This is a genomic window from Paraburkholderia metrosideri (genome assembly GCF_904848625.1).
Taxonomy (GTDB): Bacteria; Pseudomonadota; Gammaproteobacteria; order Burkholderiales; family Burkholderiaceae; genus Paraburkholderia; species Paraburkholderia metrosideri.
In genome coordinates, this window is record NZ_CAJHCP010000015.1 from 150,678 (window position 1) to 176,639 (window position 25,962).

At 63.6% G+C, this 25,962-nt stretch carries 20 protein-coding genes, 1 pseudogene and 2 riboswitches; of the genes and pseudogenes, 10 read left to right on the top strand and 11 right to left on the bottom strand.

The features are described from left to right. Positions 1-381: 381 nt before the first annotated feature. Positions 382-825, bottom strand: a complete 444-nt coding sequence (locus LMG28727_RS28795) for a CBS domain-containing protein (RefSeq protein ID WP_201645731.1) — start codon at positions 823-825, stop codon at positions 382-384. 314 nt (positions 826-1,139) lie between these two features. Here LMG28727_RS28795 and ribA point away from each other — a divergent pair, with 314 nt between their 5' ends. After that, positions 1,140-1,790, top strand: a complete 651-nt coding sequence (ribA, locus tag LMG28727_RS28800) for a GTP cyclohydrolase II (RefSeq protein WP_201645760.1) — start codon at positions 1,140-1,142, stop codon at positions 1,788-1,790. A gap of 438 nt (positions 1,791-2,228) precedes the next feature. Here the strand turns inward: ribA and LMG28727_RS28805 are convergent, their stop codons facing one another. Beyond that, complete coding sequence (locus LMG28727_RS28805; protein ID WP_201645732.1) at positions 2,229-3,131, bottom strand: NAD(P)H-binding protein; 903 nt, start codon at positions 3,129-3,131, stop codon at positions 2,229-2,231. Between the two features lie 234 nt (positions 3,132-3,365). On the opposite strand from LMG28727_RS28805, the gene LMG28727_RS28810 reads away from it, so the two are divergent. Continuing rightward, the gene (locus LMG28727_RS28810) at positions 3,366-4,283 is read left to right on the top strand and encodes an AraC family transcriptional regulator (protein ID WP_201645733.1); all 918 of its coding nucleotides are present in this window, start codon (positions 3,366-3,368) and stop codon (positions 4,281-4,283) included. Positions 4,284-4,338: 55 nt separating this feature from the next. Here LMG28727_RS28810 and LMG28727_RS28815 read toward each other — a convergent pair whose 3' ends face one another. From LMG28727_RS28815 to LMG28727_RS28825, 3 genes are all read right to left on the bottom strand, one after another. Beyond that, positions 4,339-5,184, bottom strand: coding sequence for an anti-sigma factor family protein (locus LMG28727_RS28815; RefSeq protein WP_201645734.1), 846 nt, complete (start codon positions 5,182-5,184; stop codon positions 4,339-4,341). Continuing rightward, positions 5,181-5,699 (bottom strand): sigma-70 family RNA polymerase sigma factor, encoded by a 519-nt coding sequence (locus LMG28727_RS28820; RefSeq protein WP_201645735.1) that lies wholly within the window; start codon positions 5,697-5,699, stop codon positions 5,181-5,183. The genes LMG28727_RS28815 and LMG28727_RS28820 overlap by 4 nt, the downstream gene beginning before the upstream one ends. A 184-nt stretch (positions 5,700-5,883) precedes the next feature. Then, on the bottom strand, positions 5,884-6,609 hold the full coding sequence (locus LMG28727_RS28825; protein WP_201645736.1) for an anti-sigma factor family protein: 726 nt from the start codon (positions 6,607-6,609) through the stop codon (positions 5,884-5,886). A 280-nt stretch (positions 6,610-6,889) separates the two neighbouring features. Here LMG28727_RS28825 and LMG28727_RS28830 point away from each other — a divergent pair, with 280 nt between their 5' ends. Together LMG28727_RS28830 and LMG28727_RS28835 are read left to right on the top strand one after the other, a co-directional pair. Further along, positions 6,890-7,156, top strand: coding sequence for a DUF4148 domain-containing protein (locus tag LMG28727_RS28830; protein WP_201645737.1), 267 nt, complete (start codon positions 6,890-6,892; stop codon positions 7,154-7,156). A gap of 36 nt (positions 7,157-7,192) precedes the next feature. After that, positions 7,193-7,360 (top strand): annotated as a pseudogene (locus LMG28727_RS28835) (cytochrome b); the annotation flags it as partial. Positions 7,361-7,392: 32 nt separating this feature from the next. Here LMG28727_RS28835 and LMG28727_RS28840 read toward each other — a convergent pair. Beyond that, positions 7,393-9,888 (bottom strand): GcvT family protein, encoded by a 2,496-nt coding sequence (locus tag LMG28727_RS28840; protein ID WP_201645738.1) that lies wholly within the window; start codon positions 9,886-9,888, stop codon positions 7,393-7,395. A gap of 262 nt (positions 9,889-10,150) precedes the next feature. On the opposite strand from LMG28727_RS28840, the gene LMG28727_RS28845 reads away from it, so the two are divergent. The 6 genes from LMG28727_RS28845 (at position 10,151) to LMG28727_RS28870 (ending at position 20,997) form a co-directional block, all read left to right on the top strand. Continuing rightward, positions 10,151-10,957 carry a DeoR/GlpR family DNA-binding transcription regulator gene (locus LMG28727_RS28845; RefSeq protein WP_201645739.1) on the top strand — a complete coding sequence of 269 codons (807 nt, stop codon included), beginning with the start codon at positions 10,151-10,153 and terminating at the stop codon, positions 10,955-10,957. Between the two features lie 138 nt (positions 10,958-11,095). Continuing rightward, positions 11,096-14,644 carry a DEAD/DEAH box helicase gene (locus LMG28727_RS28850; protein ID WP_201645740.1) on the top strand — a complete coding sequence of 1,183 codons (3,549 nt, stop codon included), beginning with the start codon at positions 11,096-11,098 and terminating at the stop codon, positions 14,642-14,644. 932 nt (positions 14,645-15,576) lie between these two features. Further along, on the top strand, positions 15,577-16,314 hold the full coding sequence (locus LMG28727_RS28855) for a response regulator transcription factor (protein WP_201645741.1): 738 nt from the start codon (positions 15,577-15,579) through the stop codon (positions 16,312-16,314). Between the two features lie 38 nt (positions 16,315-16,352). Beyond that, complete coding sequence (locus LMG28727_RS28860; RefSeq protein ID WP_236592452.1) at positions 16,353-17,792, top strand: FecR domain-containing protein; 1,440 nt, start codon at positions 16,353-16,355, stop codon at positions 17,790-17,792. A 77-nt stretch (positions 17,793-17,869) separates the two neighbouring features. Then, on the top strand, positions 17,870-20,350 hold the full coding sequence (locus LMG28727_RS28865) for a CHASE2 domain-containing protein (RefSeq protein ID WP_201645742.1): 2,481 nt from the start codon (positions 17,870-17,872) through the stop codon (positions 20,348-20,350). A 35-nt stretch (positions 20,351-20,385) separates the two neighbouring features. After that, a complete protein-coding gene (locus tag LMG28727_RS28870; protein ID WP_201645743.1) occupies positions 20,386-20,997 on the top strand; it encodes a DUF4136 domain-containing protein in 612 nt (203 codons plus the stop codon). Positions 20,998-21,190: 193 nt separating this feature from the next. Here LMG28727_RS28870 and bluB read toward each other — a convergent pair whose 3' ends face one another. The 5 genes from bluB to cobA are packed head-to-tail and all read right to left on the bottom strand — an operon-like array spanning position 21,191 to position 25,008. Next, the gene (bluB, locus tag LMG28727_RS28875; protein WP_201645744.1) at positions 21,191-21,850 is read right to left on the bottom strand and encodes a 5,6-dimethylbenzimidazole synthase; all 660 of its coding nucleotides are present in this window, start codon (positions 21,848-21,850) and stop codon (positions 21,191-21,193) included. Then, a complete protein-coding gene (locus LMG28727_RS28880) occupies positions 21,834-23,159 on the bottom strand; it encodes a cobyrinate a,c-diamide synthase (protein ID WP_201645745.1) in 1,326 nt (441 codons plus the stop codon). The genes bluB and LMG28727_RS28880 overlap by 17 nt, the downstream gene beginning before the upstream one ends. 3 nt (positions 23,160-23,162) lie before the next feature. Then, on the bottom strand, positions 23,163-23,765 hold the full coding sequence (cobO, locus tag LMG28727_RS28885) for a cob(I)yrinic acid a,c-diamide adenosyltransferase (RefSeq protein WP_201645746.1): 603 nt from the start codon (positions 23,763-23,765) through the stop codon (positions 23,163-23,165). Beyond that, complete coding sequence (locus tag LMG28727_RS28890; RefSeq protein ID WP_201645747.1) at positions 23,762-24,202, bottom strand: cobalamin biosynthesis protein; 441 nt, start codon at positions 24,200-24,202, stop codon at positions 23,762-23,764. Before LMG28727_RS28890 ends, cobO begins: the two co-directional genes overlap by 4 nt. Next, a complete protein-coding gene (cobA, locus tag LMG28727_RS28895) occupies positions 24,199-25,008 on the bottom strand; it encodes a uroporphyrinogen-III C-methyltransferase (RefSeq protein ID WP_201645762.1) in 810 nt (269 codons plus the stop codon). Before cobA ends, LMG28727_RS28890 begins: the two co-directional genes overlap by 4 nt. A gap of 231 nt (positions 25,009-25,239) precedes the next feature. Then, a riboswitch (cobalamin riboswitch) is annotated at positions 25,240-25,479 on the bottom strand. Positions 25,480-25,558: 79 nt separating this feature from the next. Beyond that, a riboswitch (cobalamin riboswitch) is annotated at positions 25,559-25,838 on the top strand. Positions 25,839-25,962: the final 124 nt, after the last annotated feature.

A 25,962-nucleotide genomic window follows, 5' to 3' on the forward strand; every position in this document is an offset into this window, starting at 1 on the left:
GCGACGTGGTCTAGCCGCCAGTTGAATTCGCTCGAGGCACTCAAGCAGGCACGCGGGCGTTAATGCAGCCGCGTTCGTTTAACTCAAGCCATCCAGTCTCGTCCGCGAGAGGCGTTACCAATCAATCGTTTTAAATCGCGAAGGGTGCGGGACCACGCGTGGGTCACGCGCCCGACATCGCGAACGTATTCAGGCAGCGCGCTGGAAGACCGGAATCGAACGCCGTTTTCGCCGCTGTATCAGAGCTCAAGGAACCTCCGCTGCCGCAAGGTAGCTTTGCCCAACCTGTTGAAGGATTGGGCTTTTTTTACGTCGTTACGAGTCTGATAGAGCAACTCCGCGATGATCCGTGCAGCTGGAGCCACACCAGCAGTACGCGACTCAGGGGCGCTCGCCGTGTATGTAGAACTCGAGTTGCTGAATAGTGAATTGCTGTTCGGCGATGATGTTCTTCACCAGATCGCCAATCGACACCATGCCGATCAGCCGGTCATTCTCGATCACCGGCAAGTGGCGCATGCGACGCTCGGTCATCAGCGCCATGCAGTCGTCGGTGGTCTGGTCGGGGCGCACGAAGCGCACCGCGCGGCTCATGATGTCACGTACCGGCGTTTCCTTCGATGAACGGTCCATCAGCACGACTTTGCGCGCATAGTCGCGCTCCGTAATGATTCCGGCGATGCTGTCGCCGTCTGTGACCACGAGTGCCCCGATGCCTTTTTCGGCCATCAGCTTGATTGCGGCGTAGACGGAATCGTCGGCGCCGACCGTGAAGACGGTGGTGTTGTCCGGTTTCGTTTTAAGAAGCTGTGCAACGCTTGTCATGGAGCGCTCCGTTTCGCAGTGCAGCACGCCGAGGCGGCGCGCTGTCGAGAGGGAAAGGCCATTCCAGTATAGGCGTGACCCGTCGTCGAAGTAGTTCGGGAATACCTGTGGCGCGCTGAACGTTTAACTCGGGTAGCGGCGCGTTGACGGACCTATCGAACGCGCATTCGAGCGGTTTCGGACAGCCGCGATGGCACGCATTCAAGCCGCGCGCAGGGACATACAGGTGCATCGCGCCGATTAGCGGTAAACTCCCCAGTCCGTACCTTATCCCCGGTTTGATCGGGTTCATGTCAGCAATACTGTCTAACGCCATGCTCACGTCTCACGATCCGTCGCCAGCAGCAGAGGGCACAACCAACGGCGAATGCGTCATTCTCGACGCTACCGCCACGCTTCCTACGCGCTACGGCACATTTACCTCGTATGTGTTCCGTGTGTGCGAAAGCGGCGCCGAACATCTCGCGCTCGTGATGGGCGATGTCGCCAATCAGTCGTCGGTGCTCACGCGCCTGCATTCCGAGTGCCTGACCGGCGACGTGCTGGGCTCATATCGCTGCGATTGCGGCGAGCAACTCGATCTCGCGCTGCGCTATATCGCTGCCGAAGGGTGCGGTGTGCTGCTCTATCTGCGCGGCCATGAAGGGCGTGGCATCGGTCTGTCGAACAAGATTCGCGCCTATGCGTTACAGGAACAGGGCCGCGACACCGTCGAGGCCAATCTCGATCTCGGCCTGCCGGACGATTCACGTGAATACGATTCGGCCGCGGGCATTCTGCGCACGCTGAAGGTCACGTCGGTCCGACTGATGAGCAACAATCCGGAAAAGTTCGACACGTTGTCCAAGCACGGTATTCCAGTGTGCGAGCGCGTTGCGCTGGCGATTCCGATGCGTGAAGAGAACGAGCGCTATATCCGGACCAAGCAGCTGAAGTTTGGGCACTATTTCGACGAGAATGAATAACTGATACGCATGCGCCGGCCGTTGTTTTCGCAAACGACGGCCGGCGTTGTAGCGTCATATCCGGCGAGATATTGCCGGTGTTTGAGGCCACGCGCATATCGCGTTGTGTCGTGCAACGCAAAAACGACGCAAGAGCGACGCAAAACAACGCAACGTGACCAGCCTGCTCAGGCTGTCAGAACAGCCCGAAATCGTCGTTGCTCGAAGGAATCGCACTGAGCAGATCTTCCAGTGCGTGCCAGCCTATCCATCCCAGAAGAATTATCGATACCGCCAGCCAACGGTCAGCGCCAGAGTTCGCACGTACGTCTGCTCTAGGTGCCGTAGCGCTGTTGTCCGCGGTCCGTTCTGATTGCTTCGAGCCACGCAGTAGCAGGTATACAGCGCATGTTTGCATGATGAGTCTCCTTGGCGAGCATCGCTTGGCGAACCGCGGTATTACCTGCCAGCCGTCGTCGTCGCCGCCTGCGGCACAAGCGTCGCGAATACTTGCGCTAACGTCGTAGCGCCAAAGCGCCGTTCGCCGATACCGGCTTCGACGTCGATACGACCGGCGTTGTGCGCGTCATACAGATCGGCGATCAGACACGCGTGAGGTTCGCTGAGTCCTCCGTTCCGAAGCACGTTGGTCCAGTCACCGCGCGGTAGTTCAAGTGCCGCGACGGCGCGCCCCGACAACTCGCTGATCGTGCGTGCTACATCCAGTGCGCTGATGCGCGTGTCGCTCTCGATACTCACGATGCGCGGCGCGCCCTGCGAAGCTCGGGCATCGACCAGCAATCCCGCTGCGACCAAGCCCACATCCTGTGCCGCAACCGTCGGAAACCGCTTATCCAACGGATGATGCAGGCTCGGCAGCATGCCTTTGGCCAGCGCCATCGGCAGTACGCGGGCCCAGTTGTGCATGTGTTCGGCGGAGCGTAGAAATGTCAACGGCGCGTCGACGGTGCGCAACTGTGTTTCCAGATAATTAAACAGCGTCGTGATACCCGTGCCGCTCACATGTTCTGCGCCATAATCGGAGAGCGCGAGGACCTGTCCCGGCGGAGCCGCGCGTAACGCCGTGACGCTTGCGTCGATCATGTGCCGCATCGCAGCCGCAGGATCGGCGTGATGATGCGGGAGTGGACACAGTATCTGCACGGCACGCGCACCGGCAATGGCATGCGCGACCGATTCCGCATCGAACAGATCGACCACGATCGTTTCGCAACCGATTTCCTCGAGCGCTCTGCGTTGCGTTTCGTGACGAACCGCCGCGCGCACATGGTTTCCCGCGCGGCGCAAAGCCGTCGCGGTGGCTCGCCCCACATTTCCCGCTGCACCAAGAATCACGTACACGTTTAGCTCCTTCGACGATGACTGGCATGACGTCATCTTAGGAACAGGGCGATAAAGAAACGCGCAGGTAAAGATCGCCCTGCGCAGATTCGGATGATTGTCTTTGTCGCGACACGGCAAGCGTGCATCGCGTTATCTCGTAGCACCCGGCACAGCCAGTAAAAACGCAGCACAATAGACGCACCAGACGCACGCGATACCCGTCCACCCTGCCGCCCTCCACGAGGTAAGCCGATGAACGCCGTGACTCCTTTACTGCAACCGCACAGCGGCGCCCGCGTCACGGTGCGCTCAAGCAAAACGCTCGGATGGCAGGGCTTTGGTGCGGAACTGGTTCACGTCTCGGCGGGATTGCACCGGATGCCGGCGTTCAAACATCACCGGGTAGGCGTGCATGTCGGTGCGCCGGTCAGGGCGCGCTGCCTGTGCAACGAGCGCCGTCATTCTCGGCTTCAGGCGCACGGCGACGCCGACGTGATCCCGGCGGGACTCGACGGCCAGTGGAGCGATGAAGCGTCGTGCACGATTTTCAGCGTGTGGATCGGTGAAGATTTTGCTCAGCAGACTATCGCGCAACTCGAGTTGAATTCCGCCGATGCGCAACTCCGTCCGCAGTTCCAGATGCGCGATCCGCGTTTTCAGCATCTCGCGTGGGCGTTGCATGCCGAACTCGAAGCCGACGATGCGTCCGATCCGCTTTACGCCGAAAGTCTATGCACGGCGATGGTCGTGCGGCTGATTGGCGGCGCACCCGCACTGGAGAACAGCCGTCGCACGTTGGCCGCGAAAACGGCTGCACGGGTACTCGAATTTATCGAAGCGCATCTGGACCAGCGTCTCACGTTGAGTGAACTGGCCGCGCTGGCCGACTTGAGCGTGCCGCATTTCAAGGTGTTGTTCCGCGAGACGCTTGGCATGCCGGTGCATCGGTATGTAGTGCAGCGAAGGGTAGAGCGCGCAAAATCCCTGTTGTTGCAAGGCCGACTCAACACGAGCCAGATTGCACTGGAAGCGGGCTTTGCGCATCAAAGCCACATGGCCCACTGGATGGGGCGCTTGCTTGGCGTCACGCCGCGCGAGTTGCGTTTCATGCATTCAGGCGACGCGCCGCACGATGCATCGCCTGATAACGACACAGACTTCAGGCGCTAATAAAGGCGCGCGCCAGGCGCCGCGCGCCCACGCAGGCACCGCAGCGTAGCGGCTATCAACCCGGCGCGGCCCCCGTCAACTGCGAATAAACATCATGCGCGAGTTGCAGCAGTTGCTTGCGGTCGATCCCGCCTGATACCGCATACCCGAAGTCCCCGTCGATCCAGTAAAACACGTTCACCGGACCATCCTGATACAGCTTGAACGCCGTCGTATTCGAGTTCACCTGACGACGCGAGATGCACAGCGTGACGCGCTCGCCGCTCGGCCCGCGATACATGAACTGCGCGGTCGGTCCATCTGCACCCGGCAGCAAACGGCCCCCGGACAGATTGAAGCCGCTCTTCGACAGCACCGGCGGATGCACATGCGTGCCGAGCTTGTCCGCGAGCCATTGCACGAAATCCTGTTCCTGGTCGTCAGCGCTCAGCGTGCTCGGACGCTCGACCGACGGCATATACACGACGTGTGCGACCGCCGCCTGGCGCGCGAACAATTCGGCGCTATCGGCGCTAACGGGCCGCGTATTCGAGCTCTGATGAAGCCCGCCCGCAACCGGCGCGATCACATCTTGCCCCATATGCGTGCCCACGCCGATCCCGATCCCCATCACCAGCGCGGCGGCCATGCCGGCAAACTGCGGCCAGTTAGCGGCGATCCGCCAACGGCGCGGCGCCGATGGCGCGGGCGTCTGCAAACGCTTCGGCACCGGTTCGTTCAGTACACGGTCATAGCGCTCGTGAAACATGTTGTTCAGCGAAAAAAAGTCGCTGACACGCGCGGCCATCTCGGGGTTCTGTTCGAGCGCGCGTTCCACGTCGGCACGGCGTTCGTCGGACAGCGTGCCGTCCACGTACGCGTGCAGATCTTCTTCGCCGATCGGCGTATGTTGGTCGCTCATCGCACCACCTGTAATTTCGCACCGGGCTGCGCGCCCGCCATCAATGCCCGAAGCCGCTCGCGTCCGCGGGAAAGCCGCGACATCACCGTGCCGATCGGGATGTTCAGCGCGAGCGCTACGTCGGCGTAACTCATTTCTTCGAGACCCACCAGCAGCACCACTTCACGCTGTTCCATCGGCAGACGCTGCAACGCGTAGTCGAGGTCGCGCATTTCCAGTGAGCGCGTCTGATCGGACGGCACGGCGAATTCGCTTTCGGCGACGCTGTCGTCGTCGACCGCGACGTGGACTGCGCGCGTCGACGCCTTGCGTGCCTGATTGGCGAAGACGTTGTGCATGATCGTGAACAGCCACGCGCGCAGGTCGGTGCCGGGCTGAAACATGCCGGTGCGGCCGAGCGCGCGTTCGAGCGTGTCCTGCACCAGATCGTCGGCGAGATCGCGATTGTTGATCAACGCTCGTGCATAGCGCCGCAAGCGCGGCACGTGTTCCATCAACTCGTCACGGACATCCATTTTTCATCCCGATCGAGGGGCTTTGCGCGGGCATGAAGCCGCTGGCCACCCAGAAGATTGTCCGCGCGGCAACCGAGGCTGGCGGACGCATTGCAACTGCGACTGAAACTGCGAACACGCGTGCGCGCATTTTATTCCCCCGGTCTGATGGAAGCCGCGAACAATCGCCAACTGCCGTTTGATTTCATGACGCGGTCAATACGTCGGCGGCGCGCATCAGGCCGTGGGTGCGGGCGCCGCCGGCCACCACGAAGCGCTGGTGTTGCGCGGTCCACGTCAACAGCCGGATGTCGCCGATGCGCCGCGCGGACCACTGCGGTTGCGCGGGCGCAAGCAGCGCGAGCGTCGATATCACGACCACCGGCAGATTGTCGGCATTCAGATAAACGAACTCGGTGGCGCGTTGAAAGTAGCCGAGCGGGAGTACCCGTCGATCGACCAGCCGCAGTCCGATTGCTGTCAGGTTCGGCGCGGAGGCGTCGCTAACGGTCGGCGACGCCGCCGAAAAATGCCGTGCATCGGTTTCGGCCAAGCCCATCATCGCGGCGTTGTTGAGCCCCTGCGCGGACACCTGAGTCGCCGCCAGCCAGCCGGTTGCCGTGGCCAGCACCAGAACCAGCATGACCACCGCGTTGATCAGCCGGCGTGAACGCCGGTTGGTCTGCATGCGCTCGAATGCGCGGCGCCATGTGTCGATGCGGCCGGTTTCGGGTTCGTCGGCTGTTTGAAAGGCTGCCTGAATCTGCGCGTTGAGTCTGCCGTAAAACGCGACCCGCCGCGCTTCCGCCGGATCGCGGCCGAGATAGTCCCGCAAATACGCGGCTCTCTCCGGCGTGAGCGTGCCGTCGGCGTAAGCCTGAATGTCGGCTTCCGATAGCGGTGAGTCGGGCGGCAGGTGGGACGAGGTCATGGCATTGAGTGCATCGGGTGGCTGCTATTGATGGGTGAACACGCGCACGCGCGGATTTATTCCATGCGCTCCCGGATGCGAACCTCGATTGTTTCAGGCGCGCGGGAAGCATGACATCGCGACGTATCTCCGGTGCTGGAAACCGCCTGCCAACCCATCTTCCCACGACTTTATTCCCGCTCCGACATTTGTTTTTCCGGCATCGATGAAGCAGGAATAAATGCGGCGACGTCGTGGTTCTTCCTGATGCGAACCCGCACAACATTCGTTGGAGTTCATCATGAAGAAGATCGCGATTGCCGCATTGTCCGTTGTCATTCTGGCTGCTTCGTTAAGCGCGTTGGCAGAGGGAAAGACGCGCGCCCAGGTGTATCAGGAATTGATCGACGCCCAGCGAGATGGGCGGGATTACGTCACCGATACATCGTATCCCGAAGTGAATCCGATCTTTGCGCAGCAGGTCCAGCAACGCAAGGACGCACTCGCCGCGCAGGAGGCGGCCAGCCGCGTCGCGAATGGCGCGGCGTCGGCACCCGGGGTCAATTGAATGAGGCCGCTAGCAGGGCGCTTCGCAGTGCCCGTCATGCCACTGATCGGCTGGGCGATGCTTTCCGCGGCAGGCTATCTGGTTACGTTGATCTGCCGGCTGCACTTGCCGCCGATCGTGCCGCACAAGGCCGAACTGTTCGCGGCGGCGCGCGCGTTGCACACGCGGGTCGCGCTTGCGTGGTTCACCTGTGTTTTCAAGCACGGCAAAAAAGCGGGCGTCGAGTGAGACGTGCGTCAGCTTTTCACCCGCTCGGCGCGCGGATCGTAAGGGGCCTTCAGATGCAGGGTTGCCGGCAGCAGTTCGCCGGCCACATCGATCTCGTAGCGACCGTTTAGAAGGTACTCTGCATCCGCGATACCGTCCGGATTGTTCACATAACCCATACCGACCGGACAGCCGAGCGTGTGCCCAAATGCCGCCGAACTGACGAAGCCGACCGGCTTTCCGTCGCGCAAAATCGCTTCGCCGCCCCACAGCATGCGATCGCTGGCGCCGTCGGCGGTCAATACCACCATGCGACGGCGCCGCGGTTCATCGCGTAGCCTGAGCAAAGCGTCGCGTCCACGAAACGCAATGTCCTTGTCGAGCTTGCAGGCAAACGACAAACCCGCTTCGAACGGATTGGTATCCGGCGTGAGTTCGCGGCCCCATGCGCGATAGCCTTTCTCGATCCGCAACGAGTCGATCGCGTAATAGCCCGCATTGACGAGGCCGAACGCCTGGCCCGCTGCATGCAGTGCGTCGTACACGCCGACCGCGAATTCGACCGGTATGTAGAGCTCCCAACCCAGTTCGCCGACGTAAGTGAGTCGCGTGGCCCGCACGGTCGCGTAACCGAGATCGACCTCACGGCTTTGCCCGAAGCCGAACGCGTCGTGACTCCAGTCCGCTTTCGATACGCTTTGCAGCAGTTCACGCGAACGCGGTCCCATCACGGCGAGCACCGCGTACTGGCCGGTGACGTCGACCAGCGTGCAGTGTTGATCGGATGGGATCGCTTTGTCGATCATGTCGAAGTCGCGCGTGGTTTGCGCGGTGCCCGTGACCAGCAGGTATTGATCGTCGGCGACACGCGTGAGCGTGAAGTCCGACTCGTAGCCGCCGCGTTCGTTGAGCATCGCGGTGTAGACGGTGGTGCCTGGGGGCACGGCGACGTCGTTGGCCACGATGCGTTGCAGGACGTTTTCCGCGTCGCGTCCCTTGACGAGAAATTTGGAGAACGACGTCATGTCGAACAGCGCGACATTTTCACGGCACGCGCGATGTTCAGCGCCGCTCCATGGCAGCCAGTTCTGCTGGCCGAACGCGTAGTCGATCTTTGCCTGGGCGGGCGTCGGCGCGAAGAAATTCGCGCGCTCCCAACCCATCTTGCTGCCGAAGCATGCGCCGTCGTCGCGCAGCATCGGATACAGCGGCGAGCGTCTGAACGGGCGCGCGCTGTCGAGTTCGCGATTCGGCCACGGCATCGCGTAATGCAGCCCCAGCGTTTCCTTCACGCGATCGTGCAGCCACGTATCGTTGCCATTGAAGCGCGCGAAGCGCCGGATATCGACCGGCCACAGGTCCATCGTCGGCTCGCCTGCGACGATCCACTCGGCGAGCGCCATGCCCGCGCCACCCGCCGACGCGATCCCCATCGAGTTGAAGCCTGCACCGACAAAAAAGCGCCGCAACTCCGGCGCTTCGCCGAGCATGAAGTTGTTATCCGGCGTGAACGATTCCGGGCCGTTGTAGAACTGCCGCACCTGCGCGGTTTCAAGCGCGGGCACGCGTTCCAGCGCGTTTTTCATCAGAATTTCGAACTGGTCCCAGTCGTCGGGCAACAACTGGAATTCGAAATTCTCGGGGATGCCATTCATGCCCCACGGCTTCGCGTCCGGTTCGAAACCGCCCATCACGAGGCCGCCCACTTCTTCCTTGAAGTAGATAAAGCCGTCCGGGTCGCGCATCACGGGCAGATCGGGATGCACGCCGGCAATGCGTTCGGTGACGATGTAGTAGTGCTCGGCCGAATGCAGCGGCACGGTCACACCCGCCAGGCGGCCGACGGCTTTGGCCCATTGGCCCGCGCAATTCACGACGATGTCCGCGCCGATCTCGCCTTCGTCGCCATCCTTGTTGCGCCACGCGAGGCCGCTAACTTCGCGCGCACCGCTCGCTTTGCCGTCCTGCGCGCTGCGTGTGTGGACCGCGGTGACCCGCGTGTTTTCAAAGATCCGCGCACCGCGCAGGCGGGCGCCGCGAGCGAGGGCCTGGGTGAGATCGGTCGGGTTCGCTTTGCCGTCGCCGGGCAGCCAGACGGCGCCGAGCAGGTCGTCGGTGCGCATGACCGGCCACAGGTCGCCGGCTTCCTGCGGGCTGATCACGTCGCACGTCACGCCGTAAGCACGGGCGACAGCGGCGGTGCGCTTGAGTTGCGTCATCCGTTCGGCGGTGCGCGCGACCGATAACGAGCCGCATTGCTTCCAGCCGGTGGCCAGACCGGTGTCGGCTTCGAGTTCGGCGTAGAGCGCGGTCGAGTAGCGGATCAGCTTCGTCATGCTCTCCTGCGCGCGCAACTGGCCGACCAGGCCGGCCGCGTGCCACGTGGTGCCGCAAGACAGTTGACCCTGTTCCAGCAATACGACATCGGTCCAACCCAGTTTCGTCAGATGGTAGGCCACTGAGCAGCCGATGATGCCGCCGCCGATGATGACGACGCGAGCATGAGTGGGAATCGATGTGGACATGTGTGGAAATTCGTGGGTGGGTTGCGCGTAGATTGCCTCAAAAAAACACGAAATGCAACGTGATCGCCAGTGTGTGGTGTTTGGACCGGTGTCACGCGGCGGTCATCGGCGGATGCTGCATTCGGGCGCGGCCTGAGATCGAACTGCACTGTGAAAGACGACGCGCCAAACGACATGTGGCTTTCCATGGCAACGTGTGGAAAATAACGCTGCAAAAACGTGACATTTGCTAGACTCAGACGATCTCCAGCGCCCGATTCCCATGCTCTCCAATCAACGCCAGGCCGAAATCCTGCGGCTCGTCCGCGAACAGCGCACTTGCACGATCACCGATCTCGCGGGCCAGTTCGACGTCTCCGACGAAACCATCCGCCGCAATATCAAGCCATTGATCGCCGACGGCCTGCTGATCAAGGTCCACGGCGGCGTCATGCTGCCCGAGCGGCTCGACGAGCCGCCGTTCCAGCGCCGGATGGCGGCGAGCCTCGACGGCAAGCGGGCAATCGGCGCGCGCCTCGCCGAGCTGGTGCGAGACGGCGATTCGCTGATCCTCGACGGCGGCACAACCTGCGTGCATATCGCGCAAGCGCTCGCGGCGCGTTCGAGACTCACCGTCGTCACTCATTCCATCGAAGTCGCGCGCGTGCTGGCGTCGCGCAATGGCAACCGGGTGTTTATCGCGGGCGGCGAGTTACGGGCGGACGACTGTGCCGCGTTCGGCGACAGCGTGCTGGCGTTTCTGCGGCAGTTTCACGTGCGCTACGCGATCGTTTCGGTCACCGCGGTCGATCTGCAAGGGCGCTTCATGGACGCGCTCCCCGCCGATGTCGCCTTTGCGCAGGCCGCTTTCGCGCAGGCCGACCAGCGCGTGGTCGCCGCCGATCACGCGAAATTCGGCCATAGCGCGCTGGTCCACGCTTTCGGCTCCGACGCGGTGGACCTTCTGGTCACCGACGAGCCGCCGGTGACCACCCTCGCTCAGGTTTTCGCGTCGACGGGGCTGGACGTGCTGGTGGCCGCCGCGGTGAGCGCCGGGCCGCCGCAACAGCCAAATTTGTTCAACGCGTAAAATGGCCGGCTACACAGGCAATGGGCGCGGGACGGAGACTGGCGGACCACGCGTGCTGGCGCGCCGTTTTTCAGCATCTATACAGGGCCGGTCCGACAGCGCGCGTGCCTTCGCCGGCTAGAACAGGAATGGACGCTGATGTCGTCAGTTTTCTTTGATCGGGAACGGATTGCAGAATGGCTCGGTGGCCACACCGTGGCGAAAGCGCGCTCGGTCGGCGCGGTCACCAATGTGAAGTGGCAGGGCGCGACGCTGAGCGGCGACGTGCAGGGCACGCAGGCGCATCCGTACAGAGCGCGGGTGCGGTTTCGTACCGATGGCGGTTCGCCGTGGGCGCAGGGGGAGTGCACCTGTCCGGTCGGCCGCAACTGCAAGCACGTTGCCGCGCTGCTGCTCGCGGAACTCGAGTATCACGACGAAATGGACCACATCACCCACATCGGCGATAACGAGGACGATGCGGGCGACCATCGCGACCAACACGACCATCGCGACCATCGCGCCGATTCAGACAGCCCGTTGCGCAAGACGCTCGCCGAGTTTGGCCGGCCATCACCGGGTACGGCGGAGCAGGGCGTGCGGCCCGAACTGGTTAGCTGGCTCGAGCGCTTTCGGGCCCGCGCCGAAGCCGCCGATGCCGACGCGCAAAAAGCCAGCGCCACGCGCACGCAAACGCTCGCCTACCGGCTGACCTGGTCCGACTTCCATATGCGGCACGAGGTCGTGCTGTACCGCGCGCGCTGCAACCCGGACGGCACCGTCGTCGAAATCGACGAACCTTGGGGCAACGTCGAAGCCGCGCTCCTCAAGCAGCCCCGCTTCGTATCCGACGAAGATCTGTCGATCCTGCGTGGCCTGTGGCTCGGCCGCTCGCGCGAAGATTTCGGCCAGTTCATCCTGCGCGGCACCAGCGGCGCGGAAATGCTGCACAAGCTGATCGCCACGGGACGCCTGTTCGTCGAGTTCAGGCGCGAAGCCGGTCGTGACGGGCCCACGCCGCTGTCGCGCGCTGCCGACCGGCCGGGCCGGATCGAATGGGAGCCGCTGGCCGATCAGCGTCTGCGCCCTGTGTTGCGCACCGAACCGCGCGCCAGCATGGTTCTGCCGACCGAACCGGTGTGGTACGTGGACGGCGTCGCGAATGAGGCGGGTCTCGTTCAATCATCGCTGCCGTTCCAGCAATTACCCGATTACCTCGCGATGCCGCCTATCTCGCTTGCCGAAGCGCCGCTGGTCGCGTCGGTGCTGCGCGAGATCGCCCCCGGATTGCCGTTGCCGCCCACGCACGATGCGTCCGCGATTCGCGTGATCGATGTCGAGCCGGTGCCGGTGCTCACGTTGAATAGCCACGCGCTGCCGGCGCGGGCCGGGCAGCGCAGGACCGAAGCCGTCGAGCTGGCCGGCGTGAGCTTTGACTACGACGGCGTCAGCATCAACGTGGATAGCAGCGTGACGCTGGTGCCGATGCCGGGCGGCGACGTGATCCATATCCGCCGACGTTACGAGGTCGAGAAAAAGCGTCTGCTCGAACTGCGCAAGACCGGCCTGCAGAAGGTGCCGACCAGCCGGGTGTACGCATCGCGGCTGCTGCCCGACACGATGCTCGGTCTGCCCGATGCCGACGCGTGGTCCGCGTTCGTCAACGACGCCGTGCCGGAGCTGGCCGCGAAAGGCTGGCGCGTGCAGATGGCGCACGAATTCCGCTACAACGTGATCGAGATCGATGCGATCGACGGCACCGCGCATCAGGCGGGCGACGGCTGGTTCGATCTGGAGATGGGCATTCAGATCGGTGAACGCAAGGTGCGGCTCGAACCTTTGCTGGCCGATCTGTTCCGGCGCGACCGCCGCTGGTTGAGCGGCGCGCTGGAGTCGATCGCCGATAGCGAACCCATCGAGCTGAAAACCGATGAAAACAAGCGCCTGCGCCTGCGCGCGGATCGGCTGAAGCCGGTGGTGCGGGTGCTGGTCGATCTGTTCGACTCGCTCGGCGGCACGCTGGCCGACGGCGCGCCGCTGCGGGTTCCTTCCGTCGACGCCGGCCGGCTCGAAGCGCTGGACAGCACGGGGCGCTGGCAATTTCGCGGCGACGATTCGATCCGTCAGCTCGCCCGACGTCTGCAAGCGGGGCCTGGTCTGCGCGAAGTGCCGTTGCCCGCCGGTCTTTCAGCGGAACTGCGGGCCTATCAGCACCAGGGCGTCAACTGGATGCAATTCCTGCGCGAGCAGGGTCTCGCAGGCGTTCTCGCCGACGACATGGGCCTCGGCAAAACCGTGCAGACGCTCGCGCATATTCTCGTGGAGAAGGAGGCCGGGCGCCTGACCCGCCCCGCGCTGATCGTCGTACCAACCACGCTCGTGCACAACTGGCGCGAAGAGGCGCGGCGCTTTGCACCGGGCCTGAAAGTGCTGGTGCTGAACGGCCCGCAGCGCAAGCAGCGCTTCGAGCAGATCGGCGAACACGAACTGATTCTCACGACTTACGCGTTGCTCTGGCGCGATCAGAAGGTGCTCGCCGAACACGATTATCACTTGCTGATTCTCGACGAGGCGCAGTACGTGAAGAACGCCACGACCAAGGCGGCCCAGGCGATCCGTGGCTTGCGCGCGCGGCATCGGCTGTGTTTGACGGGCACGCCGCTGGAGAATCACCTCGGCGAGTTGTGGTCGCAGTTCGACTTTCTGTTGCCTGGCTTTCTCGGTACCCAGAAGGATTTCACGCGGCGCTGGCGCAATCCGATCGAGAAGAACGGCGATGGCGTGCGCCGTGCACTGCTGGCGCGGCGCATCCGGCCGTTCATGCTGCGTCGTCGTAAGGATGAGGTCGCGAAAGAGTTGCCGGCGAAGACCACGATCGTCTGTTCGGTCGATCTGGAAGGCGCGCAACGCGATCTCTACGAAACCGTGCGCACGGCGATGCAGGAAAAAGTGCGCGCCGCGGTGAGCGCGCAGGGGTTGGCACGCAGCCACATCATCGTGCTCGATGCGTTGCTGAAGCTGCGCCAGGTGTGTTGCGATCCACGCCTCGTGAGGACGTTGAAGACGGGCGCTGAAGTGGGCAACGTAGGTGGCGCGCCTACCGACATGTCCTCCGGCGCCGCCACCGGGCTGCGCGACAAACCGGAGAAAACCGACAAAAGCGCTCGCGCCATGGGGTCGGCCAAGCTCGACCTGCTGCTGTCGATGCTGCCGGAGTTGATCGAGGAAGGCCGCCGCGTGCTGCTGTTTTCGCAGTTCACCGGCATGTTGTCGCTGATCGCCGACGCGCTTCAGCAGGCCGCGATTCCGTATGTGATCCTGACCGGCGACACCACGGATCGCGCGACGCCAGTCGAGCGTTTCCAGCGGGGCGAGGTGCCGCTGTTTCTGATCAGCCTGAAGGCGGGCGGCGTCGGTTTGAACCTGACCGCCGCCGACACGGTGATCCATTACGACCCATGGTGGAACCCCGCTGCCGAGAATCAGGCGACCGACCGCGCGCATCGTTTGGGGCAGGACAAGCCCGTGTTCGTCTACAAGCTGATCGCCGCAGGCAGTATCGAGGAAAAGATCGTCGCGCTGCAGGAAGAGAAAGCGAGCCTCGCCGACAGCATTCTGTCCGAGGACGCTGCGGGCGCAGCGAAGTTTTCCGACGACGATCTCGACGCGCTGTTCGCGCCAATGCCGGAGATTGAAAGCGGCAGATAGGACGCGCGTGACGCGGCGTCTTCCCGATCGTCGAGACGCCGCTCACCCGATCCGGATTCATTGGGTCAGGGAACGTCGGGCCGATTACGTCAGATCTTTTGGCCGCGCTGAACCATAGTCCGATGAAATTGCCGGCAAAGTTATCGTTATTTTCGAACTTTTACTATTGACTTTAAAAGCGATTTACTCGAATAAATTAATCAGAATTGGCATTCGACTTCATCTGTTTTGGTATCCGTGCGGGCTGGGATATTGATTTTCGGCTAATCGTCTAATGCGTAATAGCTACTTTTCGCGAAGTTACCAATGAAGTTTTCCGTCCTAAGAGCGAATCGTGCAAGGCTTACTTTGACTCATTCGTGCGGCTAGATTCCCGCAAGCGGGTCGTGTTCGAGCAGCGTCAACCCCGAGCGATGAGGTCGTTTTTCCCGGCCGCTTAAGACAGATTCGTGCTCTGCGATCGTCTGGAAGCCCCGGCGGGGGCGCCTCTACCGAGCTCCGCTCCGAGATTTGACAATTTTTAAACGAATTTTTTTGAGACATTTCTTATACTGTCGAAAATTGTCAAATCCTGAATTTGCGCAACAGATGCGCAAGTTCAGTGAGACGCAGGCAGACGGGGCCATTGCTACGCGAGCGAGACCAACCGGTTCGTCCACGGACTAGCGTATCCGACACGAATTGGGACATGAAATAATCGGCACAATAATGATCAGAGATTCAAAGGCCGTCTTATCAGCATTTATTTCGATGGCTGCCAGGTGCCACTGCCATAGCGTTAAACCGGATAGGGAACGGAGATCACCCGCTGTTAAATGGGCAGAGGGAGAATGATGCAAGGACGGGAGGGCTCGTGCCGACAGAAAAATGTCGAAGATCGGCCGGCCAACCGCTCACCAGTTACGTAGGACGATGTCGCGTTGCGGGGATTTATGAGAATTGCTGTCCTGGATGACGATTCGGCTCAAGCCGATCTTGTTTGCCAAACGCTGTCGGCGGAGGGGCACATCTGTCACGCGTACGGCGCGGGACGCGAACTGGTACGGCAGCTGCGGCGCCAGACTTACGATCTGCTGTTGCTCGACTGGAACGTCCCCGACATGTCGGGCGAAGAAGTGCTGCGCTGGGTTCGCGAAAGCGTGTCCGACCGCTTGCCAGTGCTGTTCATTACCAGTCGTGGCCACGAAACCGACATCACGTCGATTCTGAACACCGGCGCGGACGATTACCTCGTCAAGCCGGTGTCGGGTCCGGTATTGCGGGCGCGGGTCGCCTCGCTGTTGCGCCGCGCGTACTTTCTCAAACCGCCGGCGTCGAAAGAAGTGTTCGGCGAATTCGAATTCGACCTGGGCGCCAGACAGGTGCTGGTGGGTGGCACCCAGATCGCGCTGACGCATAAGGAGTTCGAACTCGCGTTGCTGCTGTTTCAGCATCTGAGCCGGCCGCTGTCGCGCGCGCATATTCTCGACGTGATCTGGAAGCAGGCAACCGACATCCCGTCGCGCACCATGGACACCCACGTGTCGATGCTGCGCAGCAAGCTAGGCCTGCGTCCGGAGCGCGGTTACCGCCTCGTCCCGATTTACGGCTATGGCTACCGGCTGGAGCGGATCGAATCCGACCCGCAGGGGATCCCGGCGGACGAACGCCCAGTAGCGGGGGACGCGTGACGTTTTCCGTGAAGGCGGTGCAAGGTAGGGCGGGTCGGTTGGATAAGCGGGTTGGCCGGGCGGGGGCATGGCTGGTTGCGGCGGGGCTGCTCGCGCTGAGCGGCTGGGTGCCGGTCTCCGCGCAGACTCACATACAGGCTAAAACCGGGTTCGCTCCGAAACATCGCGTCAGCGCGACCTCCCCGGCGTATGTCTCTTACACCACGCATGACGGAGACACGCTGTATGAAATCGCGGGCCGTTACCTGAGCGATTCGGCCGACTGGACGCTGCTAAGTCGTCTGAATCGTGTGCCCGCACCTCGCCGCCTGCCGGCCGGCATCGCGCTGCTTTTGCCGGCGGCAAAGCTCAAACAGGACCCGGAGTCGGCTCACGTGATCGCGACCAGCGGAGCGGTCGACCACGCGTTCGGCAAGAACGCCTACGTGCCGGTCACGCAAGCGACGATTCTCGGCGAAGGCGACCGTATCCGCACCGGAGCGGACGGTTTTGTGACGCTGGAGTTGCCGGACGGCTCGCACATCACCGTTGCGCACGACGGCGAACTCGATATCGGCACGTTGCGACGTACCGTGCTGACCGGCGCGGGCGATCGCATTCTCGATCTGCAACGCGGCGAAGTCGAAAGTCAGGTTACGCACGCGACCCGCACGGACGACCGCTTCCAGATCCGCTCGCCGTCGGTGGTGGCGGGCGTGCGCGGCACGCGTTTCAAGGTGGCTTACAACGGCGATGCGCAAAGCACCAACGTGGAAGTGATCGAAGGCGCAGTCGGCGTCGATCCGTCGACGCTGGACGGGACCGGGCGCAAGGCTGCGGCGCCGCTGCCCGGTGTACCGCTGCAGGCATCCGCGCAACTCGTCAAGGCGAGCTTCGGCAATGTCACCCGAACTGGCGGCACGGTCGGCGAGCCGGTCGAGCTGTTGCCGCCGCCCGCGCTCGTCAAGCCCGAACGGGTGCAGGACGGCAAGACGGTCGCGTTCGAGCTCGTGCCGTCCGCCCAGGCCGTGGGTTACCGCGTGCAGATCGCCCGTGACGCCGACCAGCTCGACCTGATCCGCGACCTGCGCGTGAGCGCCCCGCATGCGGATTTCGGCGATCTGCCCGAGGGCACGTATTTCGTTCGCATCGCGGCGACCGATAGCCATGGCCTCGACGGACTGCCCCAGGTGTATGCGTTCGAACGTCGTCAGTTCGGCTTGTCCGCATCGGCCGCGCCGCGCGCGGGGAGCCGCGGGTATCAGTTCCGCTGGCTGGTCAGTCGAACCCATGTCGACACGCATTTCCGTTTCGTGCTCGGTGCGACGGCGGATCTGCTTCACCCGATCGTCGATCGCACGGATCTGTCGGGCAACGAGCTGACCATCAGCGATCTGCCGGCGGGCGTGTACTACTGGACCATCATTGGCGAGCAGTTCGAGAACGGTCGCTTCTACGAAACCGGCAGCGCGGTCCGTTCGTTTACGGTGGCCCGTTGACGCTGGTAGATTCACAGGGCCAGCGCGTGTACCGGATGCGCCGGCCCGCTCCCTGCTGGCTTTGACACACACGACCATTGCCGACTAGCTCCACGCGCCTGAGCCTCGATCCGCGCGCCCGTCTTGGGCGGCGTGCGGGGCGGCGTTTCCTGATCGAATGGACGGCGATCGGATGTCTCGGCCTCGCGGTAATTCTCTTCAGTGCGCTCGGCCGCTTGAGCGCGAGCGTCGACCATCTGGTCTATGACCGTTTCCTGAGTCTGAAGACGCAGCCTTTGCGGCCCGACATCGTCGTGATCGAAATCGACAATGCGAGCGTCGTGCAACTCGGGCGGTGGCCGTGGCCGCGCAGCGTCCACGCAAGGTTGCTCGAGCAACTCGCCAGCGCAAAACCGGCGGCGGTCATTTACGACGTGCTGTTCACCGAGGCCAATGCCGACGATGCGGAGTTGGCCCGCGCCGTCGCGCTGAGTCCGACCTATCTGCCCGTGCTGCTGACGTCGCCCGACGGCACTGGGCGACGCGTCGTGGTCGAGCCGGTCACGCCTCTCGCGCAGGTGGCGGCTGGACTTGGTCACATCAATTTCGAAGTGGACAGCGACGGCATCGTGCGCAGCGTCGCGCAATTCGAGGGCGATGCGGATTCGCGCTGGCCGCAATTGATGGTGCGGGTCGCGCAGGCGGTCGAACGCGGCGCGTTGCGGCTCGGGTCTGCACAGGCGACGGCAGTTCGCATCGCTGCCGATGACGGCGGCGAAGGCCGCTTCCTGATCCCGTTCGGTCCGAATACCGAGAATTTCACGAGATTGAGCTTCGCGAGCGTGCTCGACGGCAACGTGCCAGTTGACCAGTTGCGCGGCCGCATCGTGCTGATCGGCGTGACCGCGTCCGGTTTGTACGACCGCTTTGCGACGCCGGTATCCGGCGATCTCGGTCCGCTACCCGGCGTGTACATCCATGCGAATGTGCTCAATACGCTGCTGTCCGGTCGTGAGATCGAACCGGCCGAACCGTGGGTGCTGTTCGTGGTGTCACTGGTCCCGCTGGCCGTGTTGCTGGCGGGATTCCTGGTGTTGTCGCCGCGTCGCTCGCTGCTGTTGACTGCCGGGCTGGGCCTGCTCGCGATGGCCGGCAGCGCCGCGTTGCTATACGGCGCGCGGCTCTGGATGTCGCCGGTGCCGGCTATGCTCGGGTTGGTGGTCGTCTATCCGATCTGGAACTGGCGACGCCTCGAAATGACGATGGCCTATCTGCGCCGCGAACTTCAGCGTGTCGCCGACGAGCCCCATCTGCTGCCCGAGGCGCCACAGCGTCGCCGGGAGTTCGGCGGTGACGTGCTGGAGCAGCAAATGGCGTTGATGGCGCAGGCGGCGCAGCGCGTGCAGGATATGAAGCGCTTCGTCTGGGACAGCCTCGACAGCATGCCTGAGCCGATCCTGGTGAGCGATGTGCGCGGCGTGGTGCTCCTGTCGAACCATGCAGCCAAAGCGCATTTCGCTCGCGTCGGGGCGCCGCTGCCGGACGGCCGGTTGATGAAGGACGTGCTCGGCGGCCTGACGCTCGTCAAGACCATCGACCGCGGCGCGCCGTCCGACGCCGAACACAATCTGCTCGCGCATGCGCAGTGGCCCGCGCTACTCGATCCGGCGCGCGGCGAATTTGCAGCGCTGATGGCGCAAGGCGTCGAAGTGCGCGATGCGGGCGAACGCGACTATCTGCTGCGCTATGCGACCTGCACCAATGCGCAAGGCGAGACGACCGGCTGGATCGCGGGTCTCGTCGATGTGTCTGCGCTGCATGCGGCCGAGCGTCAACGGGAAGACGCATTGCGGCTGCTGTCGCACGATATGCGTTCGCCGCAGGCGTCGATACTGGCACTGGTCGAGATCGAGCGGACCCGCAGCGAACCGGCGCTCGCGCAGGGGCTGCTGGAGCGGATCGCGCGCTATGCGCAGCGCGCGCTCACACTTGCCGACGATTTCGTGCAACTGGCGCGCGCCGAGTCGCAGGCCTATGCGCTTGAACCGATCAATCTGGCAGAACTGATTATCGATGCCAGCGACGAAGTCTGGCCACAGGCGCACGCCAAGCGGATTACGTTGCAGACGGACACTGGCGATAGTGGCGCGGACGGCGACGGCCACTGGATCTGCGCGGACCGTTCTCTGATGACGCGCGCGCTCGTCAACATTCTGAACAACGCGGTCAAATACAGTCCGCCGGATACGCAGATTGTCTGCAGCGTGACGGGGCCGGGTCCGGGATCGGCAGCGGTGCCCGTGGCGGCAAGGCGTGTGACATGCACGATCCGCGATCAGGGCTATGGCATTCCGAAGGAGCAGCAGGCGGCGCTATTTGAGCGCTTCCGGCGTTTTCATACGACCGAGCGGCCGGAGGTCGGCGGCGCAGGACTTGGGATGGCATTCGTCAAGACCGTGGTGACGCGTCACGGCGGTGACGTCGACGTGATCAGCGCGCCAGGCGAAGGCACGGCGTTCACGATTCATTTGCCGGTATTCGACGATACGCAACCGGACGCGGCAGAAAGGCTGCATTGATGACCCACGAACACGAAACAGATCGAAACGGAAAGATGGCAAAAGTACTTTTGATGAGCGCCGCGATGGTCGTGGCGGCGGGTCTCGCTGGCTGCGCGGGTTTGAGCACCGACGTGCATGCGGGCGGCCCGACCAATTCCGCGGTCGTGTTGCAACGCGGGTCGACCTATACGATGACGCGCTTGCCGGTGCAGGATGCGAGTGCCGACCAGCCGCCATTCGTAACGCTGCTGCGTGACGAACTGGCGAAGCGCGGCTTTACCGACACGGCGGACAAGTCCGCGCAGTATCTGTTGTCGATTGCGTACGATACGCGGCCCGCCGCGATCGAGGTCGGCGTGAAGGACTGCGCGCCCGCCGACTGCGACATCACGCCCGCCGCCCCGTTCTCGTTGTTCGGCTCACGCGCATACCGGCATGCATTGACGCTGCGGTTCTTCGATCGCGCGAGCGGCGAGGAGCGTTATAAGGTCAGCGCGGTGACCGTCGATCGCGATGCGGACCCGCTGCATGCGATGCCCGCGCTTGTGAAAAGCGCGCTGGCGAAGTTTCCTTTCGATGCGCCACCCGACTGGCGCGTGAAACTCCGCGTGGATAAAACGAGCGGCGCGGCGGATGTGATTTCTGTGAAGCCGCTTCAGCGGTAGAGCGCACGATCAATGTGCGAACGCACGCGGGAGCGTGTCGAGGCCCGTGGTTTTCAAGGCGGGCATCGTGTCGGCAAGCGGCAAGCGGCAAGCGGTATGCGGTACGCGATGGATGCTGAGTGTGTGCCGCCACCGCCACCGCCACCGCCACCGCCACCGCCACCGCCACCGTCAATGCAACGTGATTGCGCGGCTACTTCGCTGCATCGCCATCCGCCGGCCAGCGGTTTTCAAACACACATTCGGCAAGCGGCATGCGGCTCGCCCAACGCTCCGTTTCCAGCATCGGCTCGCTGTAAAACTCATCGACATGGCCGAGGCAAAGTATTGCCACCGGTCGCGCGCCGTTGGGCATGTGCAGCAGTTCTCGCACCGTATCGACATCGAACAGCGATACCCAGCCCATTCCCAGCCCTTCCGCCCGCGCGGCCAGCCACAGGTTCTGGATCGCGCACGCGACCGACGCGAGGTCCATCTCCGGCAACGTCCGGCGGCCGAAAATATGCCGCTCGCGGCCGTCCATCAGCGCCATCACCAGCACTTCGGCGCATTCCAGCATGCCTTCCACTTTCAGCTTCATGAACTCTTCGCGACGTTTGCCGAGCGCGTCGGCGGTGGCGATCCGTTCGCTTTCGACTGTCGCGTGCAAGGCCGTGCGCAAGCCCGCCTCGGTAATGCGCATGATCCGCCACGGTTGCATGAAGCCGACGCTCGGCGCGTGATGCGCGGCGTCGAGCAGGCGTTGCAATACGGCCGGATCGACCGGATCGCGGACGAAATGGCGCATGTCGCGGCGTTCGTAAATCGCGCGATAAACGGCGTCGCGCTCGGAATCGTTAAAAGGCTTCGCCATGGAACAGGGCGGCCGTGAAGGCCGGGTTGGAGGGCCAGTAAGCGTGCATATAGGTTGCCACGATCGATCCCGCGCGATAGACGGCCTCGCCGGGGGCATCGCCATTTGGCCGGGTGGCTGAGCGCAGCGGGACGAGCGGCGTGTTCAGCGTCGAGTAATGAAAGGTATGGCCGGTCAGCGGGCCGTGCGGGCCGTCGATCTGCTGCATGCCGAGTGCGGTGAAACGGCTCCGCATCGTCGCATGGCCGGGTAACAGGCCGAGCATCGGCGTGCTGACGCGTTGCGTGTCGGTCAATCCTTCAAGCAGGTAGAGCATCCCGCCACATTCGGCGACGACCGGTTTGCCCGCTGTCGCATGGCGTCGGATCGACGCGGCGCTGCGCAGGTTGCCGGCCAGCGTGCGCGCGTGCAATTCCGGGTAGCCGCCGGGCAGATAGAGCGCGTGTGCGTCGGCGGGCAAAGCTTCGTCGGCGAGCGGCGAGAAGTAGTCGAGCTGAGCGCCCAGTGATTCCAGCAACGCGACGTTAGCCGGATAGATGAACGAAAACGCGGCATCGCGTGCGATGGCGATCCGTTTGCCTTCCAGAAGGCGCGGCAATACCTCGAGCGTGGGGGCGCCGAAATCGACCGGTGGCGGCAGAGCGGTCAGCGTGGTGTGCGCGAGCGTATCGGCGGCACGGGCGAGGCGCGCGTCGAGGTCATCGATCTCGGCTGCCTGAAGCAAGCCGAGGTGGCGATCGGGCAGCGCGATTTCGTCGCTGGCGGTGATGTGTCCGCACCAGCGCAAGCCGGGCGGCAACGCTTCCTGAAGCATCTGCGCATGCCTCGCGGAACCGACGCGATTCGCGAGCACACCATGGAACGGCACCTCGGGCCTGAATCGCGCGAGCCCGAAAGCGATCGCGCCGAAAGTCTGCGCCATCGATTTCGCCGAAATCACCGCGAGCACGGGTACGCCGAACCTCGTGGCGAGATCGGCGCTGCTCGGCGTGCCGTCGAACAAACCCATCACGCCTTCGATCAGAATCAGATCGGCTTCGGCCGCCGCTTGCGCGAGCAGGCGGCGGCAGGCTGCTTCACCGACCATCCACAGATCGAGCGACAGCACCGGCGCGCCGCTGGCGCGCGCGAGGATCATCGGGTCGAGAAAATCCGGGCCGGTCTTGAACACGCGCACGCGTCGCCCCTGCTGCGTGTGATAACGCGCCAGACCCGCGGTGATCGTGGTCTTGCCTTGCCCCGAAGCGGGCGCACTGATGAACAGCGCAGGGCACGCCGTGGCGCGAGTCCCGCTGGGCGACCCCGGCATCGCTCAGAACTCCACGCCGCGCTGCGCTTTCACGCCTTGCTCGCGGTATGGATGCTTGACGATGCGCATTTCGGTGACGAGGTCGGCGGCTTCGATCAGCGCGTCCGGCGCGTGACGGCCGGTCACCACCACGTGCAGCATCGCGGGGCGCGCGCTCAGCACGGCGAGCACCTCGTCGAGCGGCAGGTACTCGTATTTGAGCACCGTGTTCAGCTCGTCGAGGATCACCATCTGATAATCGCCGCTTTCGATCATCCGGCGCGCTTCGTCCCAGCCTTTGCGCGCGGTGGCGATGTCGGCGTCGCGATTCTGGGTGTTCCAGGTGTAGCCGTCGCCCATCGTGACGAAATCGCAATTCGCGATGGCGCCGAGGAAGTCGCGCTCCGATGTATGCAGCGCACCCTTGATGAACTGCACGACGCCCAGGCGCATCCCGTGTCCCAGCACCCGCACGGCCATGCCGAACGCAGCGGTGGTCTTGCCTTTGCCGGTGCCGGTGTTGACGATCAGCAGACCTTTTTCGACGGTGGCGCTGGCCTGTTTCTTCTCATGGCCTTCGCGCCGGCGCTCGGTCATACGTTGATGCGATTCGGGATCGGTCTTCATCGAAGGTCCTGTTGGGTAGGCTGAGTAGGGGGGTGAGCCGGCTTCGGGTCCACGCTGGGAGTCGACGACGCGATGGCCACGGTAACGCCAGCATGGATCGTTTTACGAACCACAAGATGGGCGCCGGAGGTCGGCGTTTGCGCAGCGAGCAATGCGCACGGCTCGCAGACGCCATCCACGCCGAAGTGTTCCTGTGCTGCCGCCGACGGACGCTCCACGACTATTGCGGCAATCTGCTCACGGCTGAACAGGGTCAGCGACAAGCCGTGGCGCGCGCAAAACTCGAGCAAGCCGGTTTCACCGGCCTTGGTATCGATCGAAGCGACCGTATGGATCTGTTCGAACGCAAACGAACCGAGCGCTTCGCGGACGACCGCTTCGATTTGCGCAGCCGAACTGTGCGATCGACACCCAATGCCGACGCTCAAAGTTTTCATCGGCTGTCCGTTTCGCCGGAGCGGCCTGTTGCATCGTCTGTCTGCGCGAGATCGGCAGCCGGTGCGGCCGTTGCAGCCGTTGCGAATGGCATGTTGTCAGCCAGTGCGGCCACGCCGCCAATAACCACGATGGCCGGCGAGCCCAACCCCGCCCGCGCGATCGCATCGGCAAACTCGCCTAGTGGCGCGAGCGCATGCCGTTGTTCCGGCCGTGTCGCCGATTCGATCGCTGCGCACGGTGTCTCGGCGGACATGCCGGCTGCGAGCAGCGCAGCGGTGATCCCGCTCAAACGCCGCATCCCCATATAGATCACGAGTGTCATGCGCGTGGCGACGAGCGCGGCCCAGTCCGGCTCGCCGCTGCCCGCGCCGTGTCCGGTGACGAACACCACGCCCTGCGCGTAATCGCGATGCGTCACCGGAATTCCGACCGCCGCAGGCGCCGCGATGCCGGCCGTAATGCCGTTGATCACCTCCACGGCGACGCCCGCCGCCTGCAACGCCTGCCGTTCCTCGCCACCCCGGCCGAACACGAAGGGATCTCCGCCTTTCAGACGCGCGACGCTGCGCCCGGCGCGCGCGTGCTCCAGCATCTGCGCGACGATGCCTTCCTGCGGCGTGGACGGATGACCGCCGCGTTTGCCGACATACACGACCAGCGCGTCCGCCCGGGCAAACTGCAGCACATCGGGGTTCACCAGATCGTCGACCATCACCACATCGGCTTGGGCGAGTGCGCGGGTCGCCTTGAGCGTCATCAGTTCGATGTCGCCAGGACCGGCGCCGATCAGCCACGCGCGGCTCATCGCGGCGTGCATGGCGCGTGCCATGTCATCACAGGCGAAACGGAACGGAAAGCGGCAGAGCGCCAGATAGCGGGCAGTGAGGTCATGCGGTGCGACAACGGATTCAGACACGACGAACACCGCGGCTCGTCACAGTGTTTTGCGACAAAACGCGAACGGCATACGGCTGTGTCATGTTTTAACGCCTTCATCTCCGTCCCTCGCGGATTCCGGCGGCCGGCGGCATCAGGGCTGCCGCCTCCGCGTCTGGCCGGTATCCGGGCTGGCGGCCTCACGCGCTTTGCCTTCCCGCCCGGTTTGCTGGACAGTGGCATCGAAAAAACGCATGCGCGGCGCACAGAATAGATCTGACGCAGCAGGTCGCTTACCGTTGCGGGGACAGCACAGGTTGAGCGCGTGGACGCGCTGCCTGTTTCCCGTTTAACTGCACACGCGAACGCATGTGCGGGCACCAAACGCGCGCATACGATAGCACAGGACGCCCCGCCCGATAAGCGTTTCCGGCTTGTGCGGGCGGGTTTGGCGCCTTGACTGGGGCGTCCTGCGGGCCTAAACTCGCACGCACTTTGGTGCTCGTGTGCGCGCTCGTGCGCATGCAGTTAAACGGGAAACAGGGTGCCCACCTGCTTTGGATCGGGTCAACCTGTGCTGCCCCCGCAACGGTAAGCGAAAAGTGGTGTCAGTTTCATCGTACGACACTGCGGAGCCGGCTTCGATGTCCACGCGCAAGGCCGCGTCGGCATATCACCACTGGGCGAGAAATCACTCGCCCGGGAAGGGGAAGCGGCGTTTTCGCCAGCCCGGATACCGGCCAGATCACGCAGGACACCCGTCGCGGGGATGCGACGGCGCGTTCATGACCTCTTCCCGCTTTCCGTTTTCTGTTGTCGCGGCAACGCCGTCGTTCGTCCCCGTATGTTGATGTCGTGCTGGGCTGTTGCGCGTGAATTCGCG